This is a genomic window from Prosthecobacter sp., assembly GCF_044222345.1.
Classification (GTDB): Bacteria; Verrucomicrobiota; Verrucomicrobiia; order Verrucomicrobiales; family Verrucomicrobiaceae; genus Prosthecobacter.
Genome location: NZ_JBGANL010000001.1, coordinates 266,622 through 282,951 on the forward strand (window position 1 = coordinate 266,622; position 16,330 = coordinate 282,951).

Annotated in this window: 15 protein-coding genes; 5 read left to right on the forward strand and 10 right to left on the reverse strand. The window is 62.2% G+C overall.

Annotated elements, in window-relative coordinates; genetic code table 11:
* Positions 1–2 precede the first annotated feature (2 nt).
* The 7 genes from ACILSL_RS01080 to ACILSL_RS01110 all read right to left on the reverse strand — a co-directional run bounded on the left by ACILSL_RS01080 (position 3) and on the right by ACILSL_RS01110 (position 9,639).
* A complete protein-coding gene (locus tag ACILSL_RS01080) occupies positions 3–1,919 on the reverse strand; it encodes a fumarate reductase/succinate dehydrogenase flavoprotein subunit (protein WP_395730140.1) in 1,917 nt (638 codons plus the stop codon).
* An 18-nt stretch (positions 1,920–1,937) separates the two neighbouring features.
* Entirely contained in the window at positions 1,938–2,642 is a 705-nt protein-coding gene (locus tag ACILSL_RS01085) for a succinate dehydrogenase cytochrome b subunit (RefSeq protein ID WP_395730141.1), read from the reverse strand.
* A gap of 240 nt (positions 2,643–2,882) precedes the next feature.
* Positions 2,883–3,929 (reverse strand): hypothetical protein, encoded by a 1,047-nt coding sequence (locus ACILSL_RS01090; RefSeq protein WP_395730142.1) that lies wholly within the window; start codon positions 3,927–3,929, stop codon positions 2,883–2,885.
* Entirely contained in the window at positions 3,919–5,598 is a 1,680-nt protein-coding gene (locus tag ACILSL_RS01095) for an Hsp70 family protein (RefSeq protein WP_395730143.1), read from the reverse strand. Before ACILSL_RS01095 ends, ACILSL_RS01090 begins: the two co-directional genes overlap by 11 nt.
* Positions 5,599–5,643: 45 nt before the next feature.
* Complete coding sequence (locus ACILSL_RS01100; protein ID WP_395730144.1) at positions 5,644–6,789, reverse strand: thiolase family protein; 1,146 nt, start codon at positions 6,787–6,789, stop codon at positions 5,644–5,646.
* 189 nt (positions 6,790–6,978) lie between these two features.
* Entirely contained in the window at positions 6,979–8,421 is a 1,443-nt protein-coding gene (locus ACILSL_RS01105) for an acyl CoA:acetate/3-ketoacid CoA transferase (protein ID WP_395730145.1), read from the reverse strand.
* Between the two features lie 459 nt (positions 8,422–8,880).
* Complete coding sequence (locus tag ACILSL_RS01110; RefSeq protein ID WP_395730146.1) at positions 8,881–9,639, reverse strand: SDR family oxidoreductase; 759 nt, start codon at positions 9,637–9,639, stop codon at positions 8,881–8,883.
* Between the two features lie 119 nt (positions 9,640–9,758).
* Here ACILSL_RS01110 and ACILSL_RS01115 point away from each other — a divergent pair, with 119 nt between their 5' ends.
* Genes ACILSL_RS01115 through ACILSL_RS01125 form a run of 3 tightly spaced genes read left to right on the forward strand, consistent with a single transcriptional unit; the run spans position 9,759 to position 10,742 of the window.
* Complete coding sequence (locus ACILSL_RS01115; protein WP_395730147.1) at positions 9,759–10,136, forward strand: VOC family protein; 378 nt, start codon at positions 9,759–9,761, stop codon at positions 10,134–10,136.
* Positions 10,137–10,154: 18 nt separating this feature from the next.
* A complete protein-coding gene (locus ACILSL_RS01120) occupies positions 10,155–10,433 on the forward strand; it encodes a BrnT family toxin (protein WP_395730148.1) in 279 nt (92 codons plus the stop codon).
* An 18-nt stretch (positions 10,434–10,451) separates the two neighbouring features.
* Positions 10,452–10,742: a CopG family antitoxin gene (locus ACILSL_RS01125; protein WP_395730149.1), complete on the forward strand. Its 291-nt coding sequence runs from the start codon at positions 10,452–10,454 to the stop codon at positions 10,740–10,742.
* A gap of 56 nt (positions 10,743–10,798) precedes the next feature.
* Here ACILSL_RS01125 and ACILSL_RS01130 read toward each other — a convergent pair whose 3' ends face one another.
* Positions 10,799–11,071 carry an HU family DNA-binding protein gene (locus ACILSL_RS01130; protein ID WP_395730150.1) on the reverse strand — a complete coding sequence of 91 codons (273 nt, stop codon included), beginning with the start codon at positions 11,069–11,071 and terminating at the stop codon, positions 10,799–10,801.
* Between the two features lie 176 nt (positions 11,072–11,247).
* Between ACILSL_RS01130 and ACILSL_RS01135 the strand changes: the two genes are divergently transcribed.
* A complete protein-coding gene (locus ACILSL_RS01135) occupies positions 11,248–11,751 on the forward strand; it encodes a gamma carbonic anhydrase family protein (protein WP_395730151.1) in 504 nt (167 codons plus the stop codon).
* A gap of 61 nt (positions 11,752–11,812) precedes the next feature.
* A complete protein-coding gene (locus ACILSL_RS01140) occupies positions 11,813–12,454 on the forward strand; it encodes a bifunctional nuclease family protein (protein ID WP_395730152.1) in 642 nt (213 codons plus the stop codon).
* Here the strand turns inward: ACILSL_RS01140 and ACILSL_RS01145 are convergent, their stop codons facing one another.
* A complete protein-coding gene (locus ACILSL_RS01145; RefSeq protein ID WP_395730153.1) occupies positions 12,455–14,770 on the reverse strand; it encodes a tetratricopeptide repeat protein in 2,316 nt (771 codons plus the stop codon).
* Between the two features lie 52 nt (positions 14,771–14,822).
* Positions 14,823–16,292 carry an OmpA family protein gene (locus tag ACILSL_RS01150; protein ID WP_395730154.1) on the reverse strand — a complete coding sequence of 490 codons (1,470 nt, stop codon included), beginning with the start codon at positions 16,290–16,292 and terminating at the stop codon, positions 14,823–14,825.
* Positions 16,293–16,330: the final 38 nt, after the last annotated feature.

Genomic DNA, 16,330 nt, shown 5'->3' on the forward strand with positions numbered 1-16,330 from the left:
CGTTATTTGTAACTGCGGACGGCGAGGTGGACTTCTTCGAAGGCCAGCGGCTCCTTGTTGAGGATGGGCTGGCTGAGGTTGCCGGTGTATTCCCAAGCGGCGGCGTAGCTGAAGTTTTCGTCGTCACGCTTGGCTTCGCCGTCCTCGGTTTGATACTCGGAGCGGAAGTGGCCGCCGCAGCTTTCCTCGCGGTGGCGGGCGTCGAGGCAGAGGAGTTCGGCGAATTCCATGAAGTCGGCGACACGTCCGGCTTTTTCGAGCTCGGGGTTGGTGAAGTCACCGCTGCCGGGGACGTTGACGTTCTCCCAGAATTCTTCGCGCAGGGCGGGGATGCGGTTGATGGCCTCGGTGAGGCCTTCCTTGGTGCGGGCCATGCCGCATTTGTCCCATACGAGGAGACCGAGTTCGCGGTGGAAGCTGTCCACGCTGCGCTTGCCTTTGATGTTGAGGAATTTTTTGGTCTGCGCGGTGCAGTTTTCGACGGCTTTCTTGAACTCAGGATGCTCGGTGGTGATGCTGCCGGGCTTCTGGTTCACGAGGTAGTTGGCGATGGTCGTCGGGATGACGAAGTAGCCGTCTGCGAGGCCCTGCATGAGGGCGCTGGCGCCGAGGCGGTTTGCGCCGTGGTCGGAGAAGTTCGCCTCGCCGAGCACGTGCAGGCCGGGGAGGTTGCTCATGAGGTTGTAGTCCACCCAGAGGCCGCCCATCGTGTAGTGAACGGCGGGGTAGATGCGCATGGGGCGCTTGTAGGCGCTTTCACCGGTGATGCGCTCGTACATGTCGAAGAGGTTGCCGTAACGCTCGGCGATGGTCTTGGCTCCGAACTGGCCGATGGCTTCTGCGAAGTCGAGGTACACGCCGCGACCGCCGGGGCCGACACCGCGACCGTCATCACAGGCTTCCTTGGCGGCACGGGAGGAGATGTCACGTGGGGCGAGGTTGCCGAAGCTGGGATACTTGCGCTCCAAGTAGTAGTCGCGGTCCGCTTCTGGAATTTGATCCGGAGCCTTGCCGCAGTCTTCCTTTTTCTTGGGCACCCAGACGCGGCCGTCGTTGCGGAGGGACTCGGACATGAGCGTGAGCTTGCTCTGGTAGTCGCCGCTGACAGGGATGCAGGTGGGGTGGATCTGCGTGTAGCAGGGATTGGCAAAGAACGCGCCTTTGCGGTGGGCGCGCCACGTCGCGGTGACGTTGCAGCCCATCGCGTTGGTGGAGAGGTAGAAAACGTTGCCGTAACCGCCAGTGCAAAGGAGCACGGCATCCCCTGCGTGAGATTCAATTTTGCCGGTGACGAGATCGCGGGTGACGATGCCTTTGGCGTGACCGTCCACGGTCACGAGATCGAGCATTTCCGTGCGGGGATACATCTTTACGCCGCCGGAGGCGATTTCCTTGTTCAGGGCCGAGTAGGCACCGAGCAGGAGCTGCTGGCCGGTCTGGCCGCGGGCGTAGAAAGTACGGCTCACCTGAGCGCCGCCGAAGGAGCGATTGGCCAGCATGCCACCGTATTCCCGGGCGAAGGGCACGCCCTGGGCGACGCATTGGTCGATGATGTTCACGCTGACTTCAGCGAGACGATGCACATTGGCCTCACGGGCGCGGAAGTCGCCGCCTTTGACGGTGTCGTAGAAGAGACGGTGCACGCTGTCGCCGTCGTTCTGATAGTTCTTGGCCGCATTGATGCCGCCCTGCGCTGCGATGGAGTGAGCACGACGGGCGCTGTCCTGGAAGCAGAAGCATTTCACTTTGTAGCCGAGTTCCGACAGCGTCGCCGCTGCGGAGGAGCCGGCAAGACCGCTGCCCACGACGAGGACGGTGAACTTGCGTTTGTTCTTCGGATTGATGAGCTTGGAGTCCTGCTTGTGCTTGGACCACTTCGTGGCCATCGGGCCGGAGGGAATGTTGGAATTAAGAGACATGGCGAGTCGCAGAAAAAATTAACGTCCGTAGCCGAAGAAGAAGATGGCGATGGGGATGGAGCAGTTGCCCACGAGGATCAGACCCGCGAAGGCGTAACCGAGTTTCTTGAACAGCGGCTCGGACTTGTCCGTGGCGACGCCGAGTGTCTGGAACAGGCTACTGAAACCGTGGCTGAGGTGGCTGGTGAGCAGCAGCATGGCGAGGATGTAGAAGAACACCGCCGGGGCCCAGGAGAAGCCTGCGATGACCATGCGATAGACGTCGTGCACGGTGTGGCCCTCAAGGGTGGTCTTGTAAGTGCCGTAGTCGTTGCCGGCATGGACGGTGAAGTGCAGCAGATGGTAAACGATGAAGGCCAGAATGGTCAGGCCGCTCCAGATCATGATGCGGGAGGATTTGCTGCTCACCTGCGCCTTGTGCTGGCCATACTTGTCCAGACGGGCTGCACGATTGGCGCGGGTCAGAGAGATGGTGGCCACGATGTGAATCAGCACGGCTGCCAGCAGTCCGAGGCGGGCGATCCAGACGCCGCCGCCATGGAGCGCGGTCTGGAGCATGTGGCCGTATTCATTGATGGCGTCCTTGCCGACAAAGATCAGCAGGTTGCCAATCATGTGGCCGATGACAAAGCCGAAGAGGATGAGGCCGGTCAGGGCCACAAGAATCTTCTTGCCAATGGAGGAGGCGTAAAATCGCGAAAGGGAGTCAAAAACAGCGCTCATGTGGGGAGGAATTCATCATGGAGATACGACGCGGCTGTGCAAGCCGTGCGTGCAATTTTCCTGTGGAAAGGCTGCTGCGAACGGGTCTCAAGGTGAGGGTAAGCGCAGTGCCTAGCGGAAGGATTCGAGATGCTGGATGTTACCCGAGGCGAACCCAGGGATGGTGGGAGGAGTGAGGACGATGGGGGGGGGCGGACCGTAATAGGTCTGATAGGACCTATGGGACCGATGCGGTGGATGCTAACGCAGAATGAATTCAGCGAGGGCTTTGAGTTCCTGCCAGGACTTGGGGCTGAGCTTCTGGCTGAGGATGGGGAAGCCGGGCCATTGTGCACCGCAGTGGCGGAGGAGTGCGATGACCATGTCGCGGGTGATGATTTCTTTCCATGGCTTCTCGGCTTCGCCGTGGCGCAGGACTTCGACCCAGGGAATTTTAAACTGCTGGGGCAAAGGGCCGACGAGGCGGCCGAGCATGCTCTCGAAGTCGACGCGGGCAGTGAGTTCGCTGCGCTGAGAGGTGGGGAGGCGGGGGAAGGCGCGCTGGGCGAGGCGGGCGGCCTGCTCGGGATTCCAAGCACCGAGAGCGATGGCGGTGGTGATCATGGCCATGGCACCGATTTCAGAGTCAGCGAGCTGACGCTGGCGGTAAAGGGAGACGCAGAATTCGTCGAGCCGTTTGGCATCTCCCTGGCGGCTCCATGTATCGGTGACGAGGCGCAGCAGGCGCATTTCACCCCACTTTAAATGCTCCAGCAGGCGCTCGTCGGTGCAGGCATCTGCCAGCAGGGGGATACAGCCGGTGAAGACTTCAATGAAGAGGAGCCAGCGGCTTTCTTTATCGATGTCATGTTTTTCCGCCGCCTCTTCGTAGGCGGCCCAGGCGATACGGATTTTTTGACGCACTTTGGATACGACCGCGATGCGCAGGGACTGGAGAGGGTCCTTTACTTCTGCGGGAAGCTCGGGGGCGGGTTGCGGTGTCGATGGCGGAGGCGTGGGAGATGGAGCGGGTGCCGTGAATGAGTCTGCGGGTGGGGGAGCTGCGTCTGGCTCTGATGGACTGGATGGGCCCAGCGGAACGAGGGGCGGAGCGATGGGGCCGCCTTTGAGCAGGACCTGCGCCGCCTCGTAGGCGGCACGAAGGCGCATGAAGCCTGCGGGGTCTTGATCGGGGCGGCTGGTCTTGAGGAGTCGGGCATAGGCGCGCTTGACGTCCGGGAGGGAGGCGGTGGCGGCCTCGAGCCCAAGCACCTTCCAGGGATCGTCCGCGGAGAAATCAGTCTTCATTGGCAAAGTAGGGGCGCATGAAGTCGTCCAGGCGTGCGGCAGCGGTGGCGATGATCTTGGAGTCTTGAGTTTCGAGGGCTGACTCAAAGACATCGAGCTCGTGGCTGAGGCTGTCGCGCAAGACGCCGACGAGCTCGGAGAAGAGGCGCTGAGCGCGCTCTAGGCGCGCGCGGTTGGCGGGGGCTTCGCGTGGGTGGACCTTGAGAGGTGTGACCTTGCGCAGCGCCTCGGCGATCTGATCCCGGCTCATGGTGCCGGGACGCTGCTCGAAGACTTCGGTGAGCTTTTTCTGGCTGGAGAGGATGGTGACCTCGACCTCGAGAATGCCGTTCATGTCATAGGTGAAGCGGACCTCAAAGACACCGCCTTTCTCGCCTCCAGGCAGGGAGCGCAGCCCGGGGATGCGGACCTGGCCGATGAGATGATTGTCCTTCGTCAGGCGGCTTTCGCCCTGATAGACTTTGAGGATGGCCTCGTCCTGCTGCGGGTGCATGGTGCAGTAGGTTCGGCTGCGACTGACGGGGACGGTGATGTTGCGATCAAGAATAGGATCGAAGTAACCGGGCTGGGTGTGTCCCGGCAGCAGGGCTTTGGCGACTTCGACACCCAATGAGTGCGGGCAGACATCGGTGAGGACGAGATCCTTCACGGCTGAGCCACCGGCGCAGAGGGCCTGCTGCACTGCGGCTCCGAGGGCGACAACGCGGTCGGGATCGAGACTGCGCTGGGCTTCCTGACCAAGATCTCGCAGGACCATTTCCTGCACGGCAGGCATGCGGCTGGCACCGCCGACGAGGAGGACGGCTTCGATCTGTTTTGGGGTGAGCTGGGCATCATTGAGCGCACGGCGGACCGCAGGCCAGAGGCGAGCGGTGATATGCTTGGTCGCTTCAATGAAATCGGTGCGTGAAACCGGTGCGGTTTTGTCGCCAATTTGCAGCTCGACTTTTTCCTCGGTGGTGAGCTTGCGCTTGAGATGATCGAGCGTGTTGCGCCATTTCATCTGCTGCTCCTGGGGGGCGGTGTAGCCGAGTTCTTTGGTGACCCAGGCAGTGAAAGCATCGGTGTAGTCTTCTCCGCCGAGGCGTCCGTCTCCAGAAGAGGCTTTGACCTCCACGACTCCTTCGAAACATTCGAGCACAGTCACATCGAAGGTGCCGCCACCGAGATCAAAGACGAGCAGGGTGCTGAGGTCTTCTTGACGATTAAAACCGTAAGCGAGGGCGGCTGCGGTGGGTTCATTGAGAAGGCGTTCGACCTTGAGGCCGGCGATCTTGGCGGCATCGACGGTGGCCTGGCGCTGCTGGTCGTGGAAGTAGGCGGGGACGGTGATGACGGCGGAGGTGATCTCGCGGCCAAGCTGAAGCTCGGCGATGCGCTTCATCTCGCGGAGGATGAGGGCGGAGCATTCGACAGGCGTCCAGCGGCGACCGCCAAAATGGTAGCCATCTGTGGTGCCCATGTCGCGCTTGAAGAAGGCGCAGCCGGATTCTGGAGCAGTGATGAGACGGTCGCGTGCGGCGCGACCGACGAGCGCGGTGCCGTCTTCGGCGACGGCGATGACGGATGGTGTGAGGTCTTCGCCGAGTTCATTGGCCAGCACGCGGGGCCCGTTTTCATCACAGACGGCGACGAGACTGTTGGTGGTTCCGAGGTCGATTCCGATCATGCGAAGGTTTTTTAGCTGAGAGAGGGGAGCGGGGGCAACTACGCATTAGCCCTCCCGCTCAATGGCCAGGGCGATGCCCATGCCGCCGCCGATGCAGAGGGAGGCGATGCCGCGGCGGAGGTGGTGGTCTTCCATGTGGTGGAGGAGGGTGATGAGGACGCGGGCACCGCTGGCGCCGAGGGGGTGGCCGAGGGCGATGGCTCCGCCGCGTGGGTTGAGCTTGGTGGGATCGAGATTGAGCTCTTTGATGCAGCCGAGGGCCTGGACAGCGAAGGCTTCGTTGATTTCGATGGCGTCGACTTCGTTGAGGTTCCAGCCGGTGAGGGTGCAGAGTTTTTTGATGGCACCGACGGGGCCGAGGCCCATGAGGGCGGGATCGCAGCCGACGGCGGCGCTGGCGATGATGCGGGCGCGGGGTGTGAGGCCGTGACGGGAGACGGCGTCTGCGCTGGCGAGGAGGACGAGGGCGGCGCCGTCATTGATGCCGGAGGCGTTGCCGGCGGTGACGGTGCCGTCTTTGCGGAAGGCGGGCTTGAGTTTGGCGAGGGACTCGGCGGTGGTGTCGGCGCGCGGGTGCTCGTCTTCGGTGACTTCGCCGATGGGGATGATCTCGCGGCTGAGGGCGGCGCGGCTGGCGGCGACGCGGCTCTGGCTGAGGGCGGCGAAGGCGTCCTGCTCGGCACGGGTGATGGCGTGCTTGTCGGCGATGCGTTCGGCGGTTTCGCCCATGCCGATTTTGAGGAGGGGATCGGTGAGGCCGTCGACGAACATGGCGTCCTGGAGGGAGGAGTCGCCGAGCTTTTTGCCGAAGCGGAGGTCGGTGGCGTAGTGAGGGGCGCGGCTCATGACTTCGACACCGCCGGCGAGGACGAGGTCGTTTTCACCGGAGCGGATGGCGTCGGAGGCGAGGGCGACGGCTTTGAGGGAGGATCCACAGGCCATGTTGACGGTGAAGGCGGGGACTTCCTGGGGGAGGCCGAGCTTGAGGCCGATCTGGCGGGCGACGTTCATGCCGGCACCGGCTTGGAGGACCTGGCCGAGGATGACCTGCTGGATGTGGGCGCGTAGGGTCTGAGGCAGCATGGCGTCACCGAGGGCGTGGCCGAGCTGGGTGGCGGTGAGGTCTTTGAGGCCGCCGCCGAAACGGCCAATGGGAGTGCGCCTGGCGTCGATGAGGTAAACGGGGGACATGGGATGGTGGGGGGAGTGTGGCGCGTTTTTGTGCGGGTGGAAACGGGGAATGCTGAGCGCGGGGAAGGTGGAGCGGGTGTGCGCGAGGGCGATGCAGACGATCTGAAGGACAAAAAGGACGGAAGGGACCGAAAGGACACAGGGGCGCTGTGGAGCGGGCTGGTGGTGAGCATTTTTTTGCGTGCGCTTTTATAGACCGATGATGGGCGTGAACTGCATGCAGGAGAGGATGTCGCGGTGGAGGTCGGTGCCGTCTGTGATTTCGATGAGGCGGAGGCCGCCGGGGGCGAGTTCGAAGACGGCGCGCTCGGTGATGTAGAGGACTTGCTGGCCGTTGCGGAGGGCGGTGGGGCCGTGGAAGCAGACGTGCTGGATCTTCTGCACAAACTTGGGCTGCCCCTTGGCTTCAAAAGTGCAGCAGAAGATGAGGCGGCGGGCGCTCTGGGCGATGTTTACAAAACCGCCGACGCCGGCGAAGCGACCGGCGAAGCTGGTGACGTTGACGCTGCCTTCGGCATCGATTTCGACGGCGCCGAGGACGCCGATGTCGAGGCCGCCGCCGTCATAGAAGTCGAACTGGGCGGGCTGGTCGATGATGGCTTCGGGGAAGTGGCTGCAGCCGAAGCTGAGGCCAGAGGCGGGGACGCCGCCGGTGGGACCGCTTTCGACAGTGAGGGTGAATTCGTGGAGGCGGCCGGTTTCGGCGGCGACCATGGCGACGGCTTCGGGGAGGCCGATGCCGAGATTGACGATGTCGCCTTTGCGCACCTCCTGCAGGGCGCGTGCGCCGATGCGTTTGCGGTCGGATTCGGGCATCGGGGGGAGGGTGAAGGTACCGTCGCTGGTGATGACGAAGTCTTCTTTGAATGCTTCGCCAAAGGTCTGATCGTGCTGCTGGCCGTGGGAGGGGACGATGTAGTCAACGAGGAGGCCGGGGACGCGCACGGACTTGGGATCGGGGAGCTGGTCGACGATGCTTTCGACTTGGGCGATGACGATGCCGCCGTGGTTTTTCGCGGCTTGCGCCATGGGGAGGACTTCGCTGATGAGGCCTTCGCGATCCATGCTCAGATTGCCGCGGCGATCGGCATAGGTGGCGCGAATGAGGGCCACATGGATGGGCATGGACTTGTAGCGGAGCCATGTTTTGCCATCGAGCTCGATGCGTTCGACGAGGGGTTCGGTGGTGCGGGCGTTCATCATGCCGCCGCCGTTCACGGGGTCGATGAAGGTGTTCAGTCCGACCTGGGTGAACAAGCCGGGGCGTTTGGCGGCGATCTCACGTGTGAGTACGGAGAGGACTCCCTGGGGCAGGTTGTAGGCTTCGACTTCGTTGGCGAGCGCGAGTGCGCCGAGCTTGGGGGCGAGGTTCCAGTGGCCGCCGACGATGCGTTTGAGCAGGCCGCGATGAGCGAGGTGGTTCAGACCGCGCTCGGCCCGGTCTCCCTGGCCGGCGCAGTAGTAGAGGGTGAGATCGGTGGGGGTGCCGGTTTGGAGGAAGCGGCGCTCCAATGCGGAGGTGAGCAATTCGGCATGACCGGCACCGACGAAGCCGCTCACGGCGATGGTGGAGCCGCTGGGGATGGCGGCGATGGCTTCGTCTGCTGTGGCGAGGATGGCTGGGGCGCGCATGTTTCAGTGACTGCGAAGGCTAGTGAGGGGCTGATAGCAAGATGAAGTTGAAAATGAGTCCGAGTGTCTTGCGGCCTGTTGAGAAGGGACGGTTTTTTGGAGGCAGCGAATCGTTTAGTGAGGGCGATGGATGATTGCAGCGCAGAAGCATGGCGGGACGCGGTGCAGACGCTGCTGGAACCCGGCGTGGTGTGGCGGAGTGCTGGGTTTGCTTCTCCGGATTTTGCGTGGGTGCCCCAGGGCTTGCTCGTTCCTCGCTGCGCCCAGGGCTGAATCCGACGCCCCGTTGGGGCTGGTGCCGGGCGGGGGCGTTTTAGGCGACAAGAGAATCGACCGGTTTTCAATAGCTCGTGGTATGATTTGCACCGCGGAGATTGGGAGAACGCAGAGATGGAGCGGTATGGGGCGCCTCCGAGAGGAGGAGTAGGAGTCAGAGGAGGAGGAAGAGTGGCAGCACATTCAGCCTCTCCAGCCGCCATTGATTTCGAGGGTCTGGCCGGTGACGTAGGAGGCGAGGGGGGAGCAGAGGAAGAGGACGACGTTGGCGACTTCCTCGGTGGTGCCGAAGCGGGCGAGGGGTACGTTTTTGATCATCTCGGCGCGGACGTTTTCGGGGATGGTGGCGGCCATGGCGGTGTCGATGACGCCGGGGGCGATGGCGTTGGCGCGGATCTGTTTGCGGGCGGCTTCACGGCTGAGGACGCGCATCATGGCCTGAACGCCGGATTTGGCGGCGGCGTAGTTGGCCTGGCCGAAGAAGCCCTGGATGGCGGCGATGCTGCCGAAACTGACGATGGCACCGTGATCGCGCATGATTTCGAGGGCGTATTTGCAGCAGTAGAACACGCCGGAGAGGTTCACATCAATGACGGCGTCCCATTCATCGAGACCCATTTTGGCGATGGTGCGGTCCTTGATGATGGCGGCATTGTTGATGAGGAAATCGAGGCCGCCATGGCGGGCCTGGATGTCTCCCATCATGCTCTGCACCTGCTCGGGTTTGGCGACGTCTGCAGCGATGACGCTGGCGCTGTCTGTGCGGAGAAGGTTGAGTTCATCGGCGAGGGCTTGAGCGCCTTCCGTCGTGCCGGGGGTGCCGAGGTGGTTGATGACGACGGTGGCGCCGGCAAGGTGAAAGGTGCGGGCTACTTGGGTGCCGATGCCTTGCGAGGCGCCGGTGATGAGGGCGACTTTGCCTGTGAGGTCGATGGAAATCATGGGGGAGGTTTAAAAGACGTCGCCTGTGACATCAAGCTTTCCTCCATGTGAAGGCAAGCTTTCCTCTACAAGGAGGATCATTTGCCACGTCCGGCAGCCTGTGGCATAAACGGTACATCATGGTCAAAAAACTTCTCCACACCCGCTACCGGGTGAATGATCTCGAAAAGACGATCCACTTTTATACGCAGGTGCTCGGCCTGAAGGAGGTGCGCAGGCACAAGTCGCCGCGCGGCTCGGAGCTGGTGTTTTTGCAGACGCCGAACAGTGACGAGCTGATCGAAATTTGCAGCTTTCCAGCCAGCGGGCCGGTGACGTTTTGCAGTGATCTGACGCATCTGGCGTTTGAGGTGGAGAGCATTGAGGAGTTTGCGAAACATTCTGCCGCGCTGGGTTATCCGCTCTCGGACGGCCCGACACCCAGCTCGAGCGGCGTGTTTGCTTTCATTGACGCACCCGAGGGGTATGAGATAGAACTGATCGAATACCGCAAATAATCTCGTAAATACAACTCCATGGACTTTGACTGGATCGGCGCCGCGTTTGACCTCTCAATCCTTCCTCCGAAGGATATTGAGGAGTCGTTTGAGGATCCGTTCTCGATCAAACTGCTGCCGGACGGCCAGGAGGGGAGCGCGGAGGCCCGTTATTACAACCTGGGCAAATCACTTCAGGGGAAGTCGGTGTTCAGTGTGTTTTGGACCGACGGCAAACATTACCGTGTGATTTTCGCCCGGCTGATGACTCCCGGGGAGCATGACTTTTTCGAGCGCAAGAAGGCGGAGGAACTCTGAACTCATCACAGCACCACCATGGAAACCGCACCTGCCGAATTGAAGCCTGTCCGAGCATGGAAAGATGTGCCGGCATTTGATGGCGACGAGGCCGAATGGCAATTCTGGGCCGCGCACCAGCTGGACGCACGGCTGATGCAGGCGTCCATTCATCGCGCGGATGTGCGTGAGTCCACGACGATCACGCTGAGGTTTGACCCGCGCATGCTGAGCCGCATCAAGCGCGTGGCCCGACGCCGCTACCTGAACTACCAGAGCATGATCAAGCAGTGGCTGAGCGAGCGCATGGAGCAGGAACTGAAAGACTGAGGCAAAAAAAACCCGCGCTCCGTGAACGAAGCGCGGGGGAAGGTGGGTGACGCTTCTTAGAGCGAGGTCTTGAGGGCAGCGGAGGCGACGAAGCGGACGGTTTTGGAGGCTTTGATCTCCACGGGTTCCTTGGTCTTGGGATTGCGGCCCATGCGTGCATTGCGGCTCACGGGCTTGAAGGTACCGAAGCCGATGAGCTGCACCTGTTCCGTTTTCACCGCCTTGGTGATGGCCTGGAGAACGGCGTCCAGAGCTTCGGAGGCGGCGCGCTTGGAGGTGTCGCTACCAAGGATTTCCTGCACGGCGTCGATGAGTTGAGCTTTGTTCATGGGCGTGTGTGAGATTCGTTGTTGGATAGAAGGTCAGTCCGTTCCAGAATGCGTGTGGCGCGGCGCTTTTTATGGCGCTTTCCGATTCGTTTCACAATCATAAAATCTTTCTTCCTGCCATGGATCCATTAAAGAAATTCTTGCTTCCTGAATCACGGCCTTCTGTGGCTGAGGATGTGTTTATTGCCCAAGGAGCCGTCGTGCTCGGAGCGGTGGAACTGGGGCATCAGTCCAGCGTGTGGTATGGCGCGGTGCTGCGTGGAGACATCAACCGGATCGTGGTGGGAGCGCAAAGCAATGTGCAGGATGGCAGCGTGCTGCATGTGAGCGATGACTGCGCGTGTGTGCTGGGGGATCGTGTGACGGTGGGGCACCGCGCCGTGGTGCATGCCTGCACGGTGGGGGATGAGGTGCTGGTGGGCATGGGGGCGATTATTTTGGACGGAGCGCAGATCGGCGCGCGGAGCATCATCGCGGCCGGGGCGCTGGTGACGAAAAACACGATCATTCCGGAGGGCTCGCTGGTGGTGGGCTCGCCGGCGCGGGTGGTGCGTGCGCTGACAGCGGAGGAGCAGGAGGCGAATGCGAAGCTGGCGCTGAAGTATGTGGAGGTTTCGCGGCGTTTCCTGGCCATGGGGCTCGGAGGAGGGGTGGTGGAGATCGGGGGTGCTGCAGTTTAGGAGCACAAAAACCCACGGTGAGTGTTGCCATCGGGCTGCGTGCGGCTTTTAATTGGCCGTCATGAACACTGATGTCATCGAGGTGCAGGTGAGAGCGGTGCTGCCGCTGGAGGGCAGCTTTGCCGTTTTCCTGGGCAATGAAACGAAGGTCTTCGTGATCTACATCGACGAGTCGGTGGGCACGGCGATTTCCATGTTCATGCGGGGGGTCTCCAAGGAGCGGCCGCTGACGCATGATCTGGTGGGGCATCTGCTGCTGGCCTTTGGTGCGAAGGTGGAGCGCGTGGTGATCAACGACATCAATGGCAGTGTGTTCCATGCGCGTCTCATCATCTCTGCGGAGAACGAACTGCAGACGACGCGCAAGGTGATCGAACTGGATGCGCGCCCGAGCGACAGCATTGCCATGGCGGTGCAGCAAAGTGCGCCGATCTTTGTGGCCAAGAACGTGTGGGACACGGTGGAGGATGTGAGCGGGACTCTGGCCCAGATCGAAAAGAAAGGGCTGGAGGCGCAGCAGGCGGCTGAAGCGGCCGGGGAGGATGACGAAGATGATGAGGACGACATCGAGGAGTTAAGCGATGAAGACATCAACACCATCGCCGGGCTGGAGCCGGGCAAGGGCGAGGATGAATATGATGACGGCTTCGGCGGCGATGACGACGACGAGGAAGGTGAGGAGTGGAAGAAGGCGGACGGGTGATCAGCGCCGCGTCAAAGCGGCGCGGAGTTCCTGGGCCTCACGGTAGCCGGGTGAGATGAGCAAGGCGCGATCGAGCGCGGCGATGGCTTCCGGGATGCGGTTTTGCCGTGCGAGGATGGTGGCGCGGGCATAGGGGATGCCGGGATCGCGGGGATTGGCGAGTTCGCCGCGCTGCAGGGCGCCGAGGGCTCCGGGGATGTCGCCCTGGCCGTTTTTGGCGAGGCCGAGATTGTACCAGGCACGTGACAAGCTGGGATCGAGGCGGGTGGCTTCCTGCAGGGACTGGATGACGGCGGGCATGTCGCCGGTTTCGCTGAGGGCGAGGCCGAGTTCGTAATGATATTCGGCGTGATTGGGGGCGAGTTTGATGGTGTCGCGCAGCTTGGCGATGGCGAGCTGGGTTTGGCCGGTGGTGCTGTACATCATGGCCAGGTCGTGATGGAAGGGAGGGGAGTTGGGATCCCAGCGGATGGCGGTTTCCATGTGCTGGGTGGCGGCGGAGAGGCTGCGCCGGGCAAATTCGAACTGGGCGAGCTGCATCTGGCCGCTGGGCTGGTCGGCGTTCCAGTGGAGCATGTGCTGGAGATCTTGGCCGGCGGGGGAGTCGAGATGCAGGCCTTCGCGCAGGGCCCAGGCGGCGGAGACGCGGACGCTGCGTACGGGGTCATTAAGCAGGGGTTCGATGGCGGAACGGATGGAGCCGCTTTGCAGCATGGGTTCGAGGGTGCGGATGGCGCTTTCACGCACGAGGGGATGGGCGTGCTGCAACTGGGTGGTGACGGCGGTTTGCACGGAGGGCTGGTCAATCCAGCGGTCGAGGAGCAGTATGGCGCTGGCTTTCCAATGGGGGATTTCATCGCTGCCGAGGAGATCAACGAGGCCGCTGCGGGCTTCGTCATCGCCCAGGCGTGCTTTGGCGATGAGGGTGGCGCGGGTGCGTGTTTTGCGGTCCATTTTTGGGCCCCACCATTTCTGCGTGGCTTCGAGCGCCCAGTCGGTGGTTTTGTCGGTGTGGCATTTGTTGCAGGCGTTGGGCACGTTGAACTGCTTGGTGAGCAGCGGATCGGGAATGGTGAAGCCGTGGTCGTGGCGCGGGTGGCGCTGCATGTAAACCGTCTGGGGCATGTGGCAGTTCACGCATTGATTGCCGGTGCTGGCGGTCTGGTGGAAGCTGTGCGCCTCGGGCATGATGGGCGGTGCATTGGGGAAGCCGCCGGGGGTGTGGCAGCGCATGCAGAGCTGGTTGCCGGGAAGAACGGTCTTCATGCTGTGCATGTCATGGCAGTCCATGCAGCGGACGCCGGCGTTGTGCATGCGGCTGCTGAGGAAGCTGCTGAACTCGTAGTCTTCGCCGCGAATCTGGCCGTCGGGGTAGAAGGTGTCGGTCTGATCGGTGATGGAGAGGCGATAGTGGTCCCAGAAGGATTCGCCGGGGACGAAGTCGCCGGTGACTTCACCGCGCAGCGCGTGGCAACCGGCGCAGTTTTCGATGTGCTGGTCGCGGGTGAATTTGGTGAGGGTGGGATCTCCTTTGGCACCGGGGTGGGCGTGCTGCCAGGTGTTGTGCGGCTTCATGGGGCCGTGGCAGGCTTCACAGCTCACGGACATCTCGGCCATGGTGGTGCGGTAGCCATCGGTCCTGGCGTCGTAGTTTTTGCGCAGGCGGGTGTTGTGGCAGGAGGCGCACATCTGGTTCCACACCATGCCGCGACCGGTCCAGTGGCCCCATTCGCCGGGCTTGCGGTCTTCATTGCCATAGACATTGAACCACTCGTTTTTCTTTGGATCGAGGCAGGCTTCCATGGCCTGCAGCCGGCCATTGCCGCCATCGACGAGGAACTGGCGTAGTGGATCGTGGCCGATGACGCGCTCGACGCGGTAGGGGGTGACCTTGTTGCCAAAGCCGAGGGAGGTCAGTTCGTAGTTGCTGCCGTTTTTGCGGACCTCGGTGGTCTGGGTGCCGTGCTGGAAGCTGCGGGTGGGGACGAAGGCGGCATCGTCCAGCTTGGGATCGGGGTTGCGTTCCGCGAGGCCGTGGTGAGAACCCTGCCACTTGGCGAACTGATCGGCGTGGCATGCGCGGCAGCTTTCAGAGCCGGCGTATTGGGAGAAGGCCGTTTTTTCGTCCGGCATGACGTAGGGTTCGGTCTTTGCGAGGGAGACCGCCACGGGAGCCTGCAGAGGGGTGAACTTTTTTTGCGGCCACAAGGCCCATGCGAGCAAGCCGACCACGCCTGCGGCAATGCCACCGAAGAACAACCCGGCCTTCCACGATGATTCGGGTGGTGGCGGGGCGGGTGGGGATTTTTTCTTCATGCGTGCGCCAGACTAGGCGGACGCGACAACGGTGCAAGACGAGGGAACGGAATCAGAAATCGAGGTAGATCTCAGCGCGGCGGTTGTGGCTGCGGCCTTCGGGATCGTCGGTGCCGTCGGATTTTTTGTTGGGGCTTAGGGGCTGGGCTTTGCCAAGGCCGGTGGTTTCGACCTGTGCGGCCGGCACGCCGAGGGCGGCGAGCTGCTTCTTCACGGCCTCGGCGCGACCGCGTGAGAGGCGGATGTTGTAGTCCTCCTCGCCTTTTTCATCGGTATGGCCGGCGATGCGGAGTTTTTTGGAAGGGTCGGCCTTCATGAGGGCGGCGATGACTTCGAGCTGCTTCAGGGCACGGGGGTGAAGTTCGGCGCGGTCGTATTCAAAGTAGAGGGCGAGTGATTCGCCGCCCTTGGGATTCTTGACGATGGGCGTGTAGGGTACGCCGAGCTTGGAGGCGCTTTTGGCGAAGGAACCGAGGATGTCGGAGAGATTAAGTCCTGCGATTTTCCATGGCTGGGCGGTGTCTGCCCGCTTGAGCTCCACACCAAATTCGGTGTTCTGCTGGAGGGATTCCGACTGCACTTGGGCAATGACCCAGGAGACTTCGGGATTGGCGATGGTCACGATGAGCGGTTTGGCCGGATTCAAGGAATACTGGCCTTCTTCAAAGACGATGCAGAGGCCGAGGAGACGCTCGACGGGCACCTTCTTGTCATCAACAAAAGCGCGAGCGGCATTGAAGTCGTGCTTCAGGAGGTGGCGGACAAAATCACTGGCGAAGGCCAGCGCGTCAGTGCCGTCTTCAACGGTGAAAAGCTGCTTCATGGGGGAAGTGGCGACAGGCGGGGGCGTTGTGCCGGGTTTGGCGGGGGCCGACGCAGGAGTCGGGGCTGCGGTGGCCGGCATGGCGGCGATGGCACTGCTCATGGCCTTGGGCAGGGTGGCTTTGGCGACTTTCCAGCCCATTTTTTCGTCACGTACCAGGTCGAGCTGAATGCGCACGGTTTCCTGCGAACCAGCCATGACAAAGGGAAGGGTGATGCGGGTGCGATTCTCGACAAGGCCGAGAAGCTCCACCTGATGCTCCGCCGCAGGTTTGTAGCCCATGGAGGCGAGCTTTTCGAAGAGCTTGGCGGCGCTGCTGGACTGCTCTGCATCCGAGGCGGCTGCGAGCTTGCCAGCGGTGGCAAAGTCTCCTGTGGTGAGGCTGCGCACCAGCTGCCTGCCCAGGTCCAGCGGGCGGGCGAAGGCAAAGGCCGGAGGTGAAGGCTTCGGCGGAGCCGGCGGTTTCACCATGGGTGGGCTGGCAGGGAGTGCCGGGGCAGCAGACCTGGCGGTCTCGGCGACTGAGCTGGCGGAGCCTGCCGCTTGGGCAACGGTGTTTTTTTGAGCCTGTATTTTCTTTTTGGTAAACAGGAAGAAAATGGCGGTGCTGAGCCCGAGAGCGCCCACGACAATGAGAACTGGCACAAGACTGCCGCCGTAAACGGATCGTGGAGGGGTGGAGCGGGGCGGTATTTGCATGGCCGGGAGTAAGAGGTCCTATTATAGCAGCAAAGATG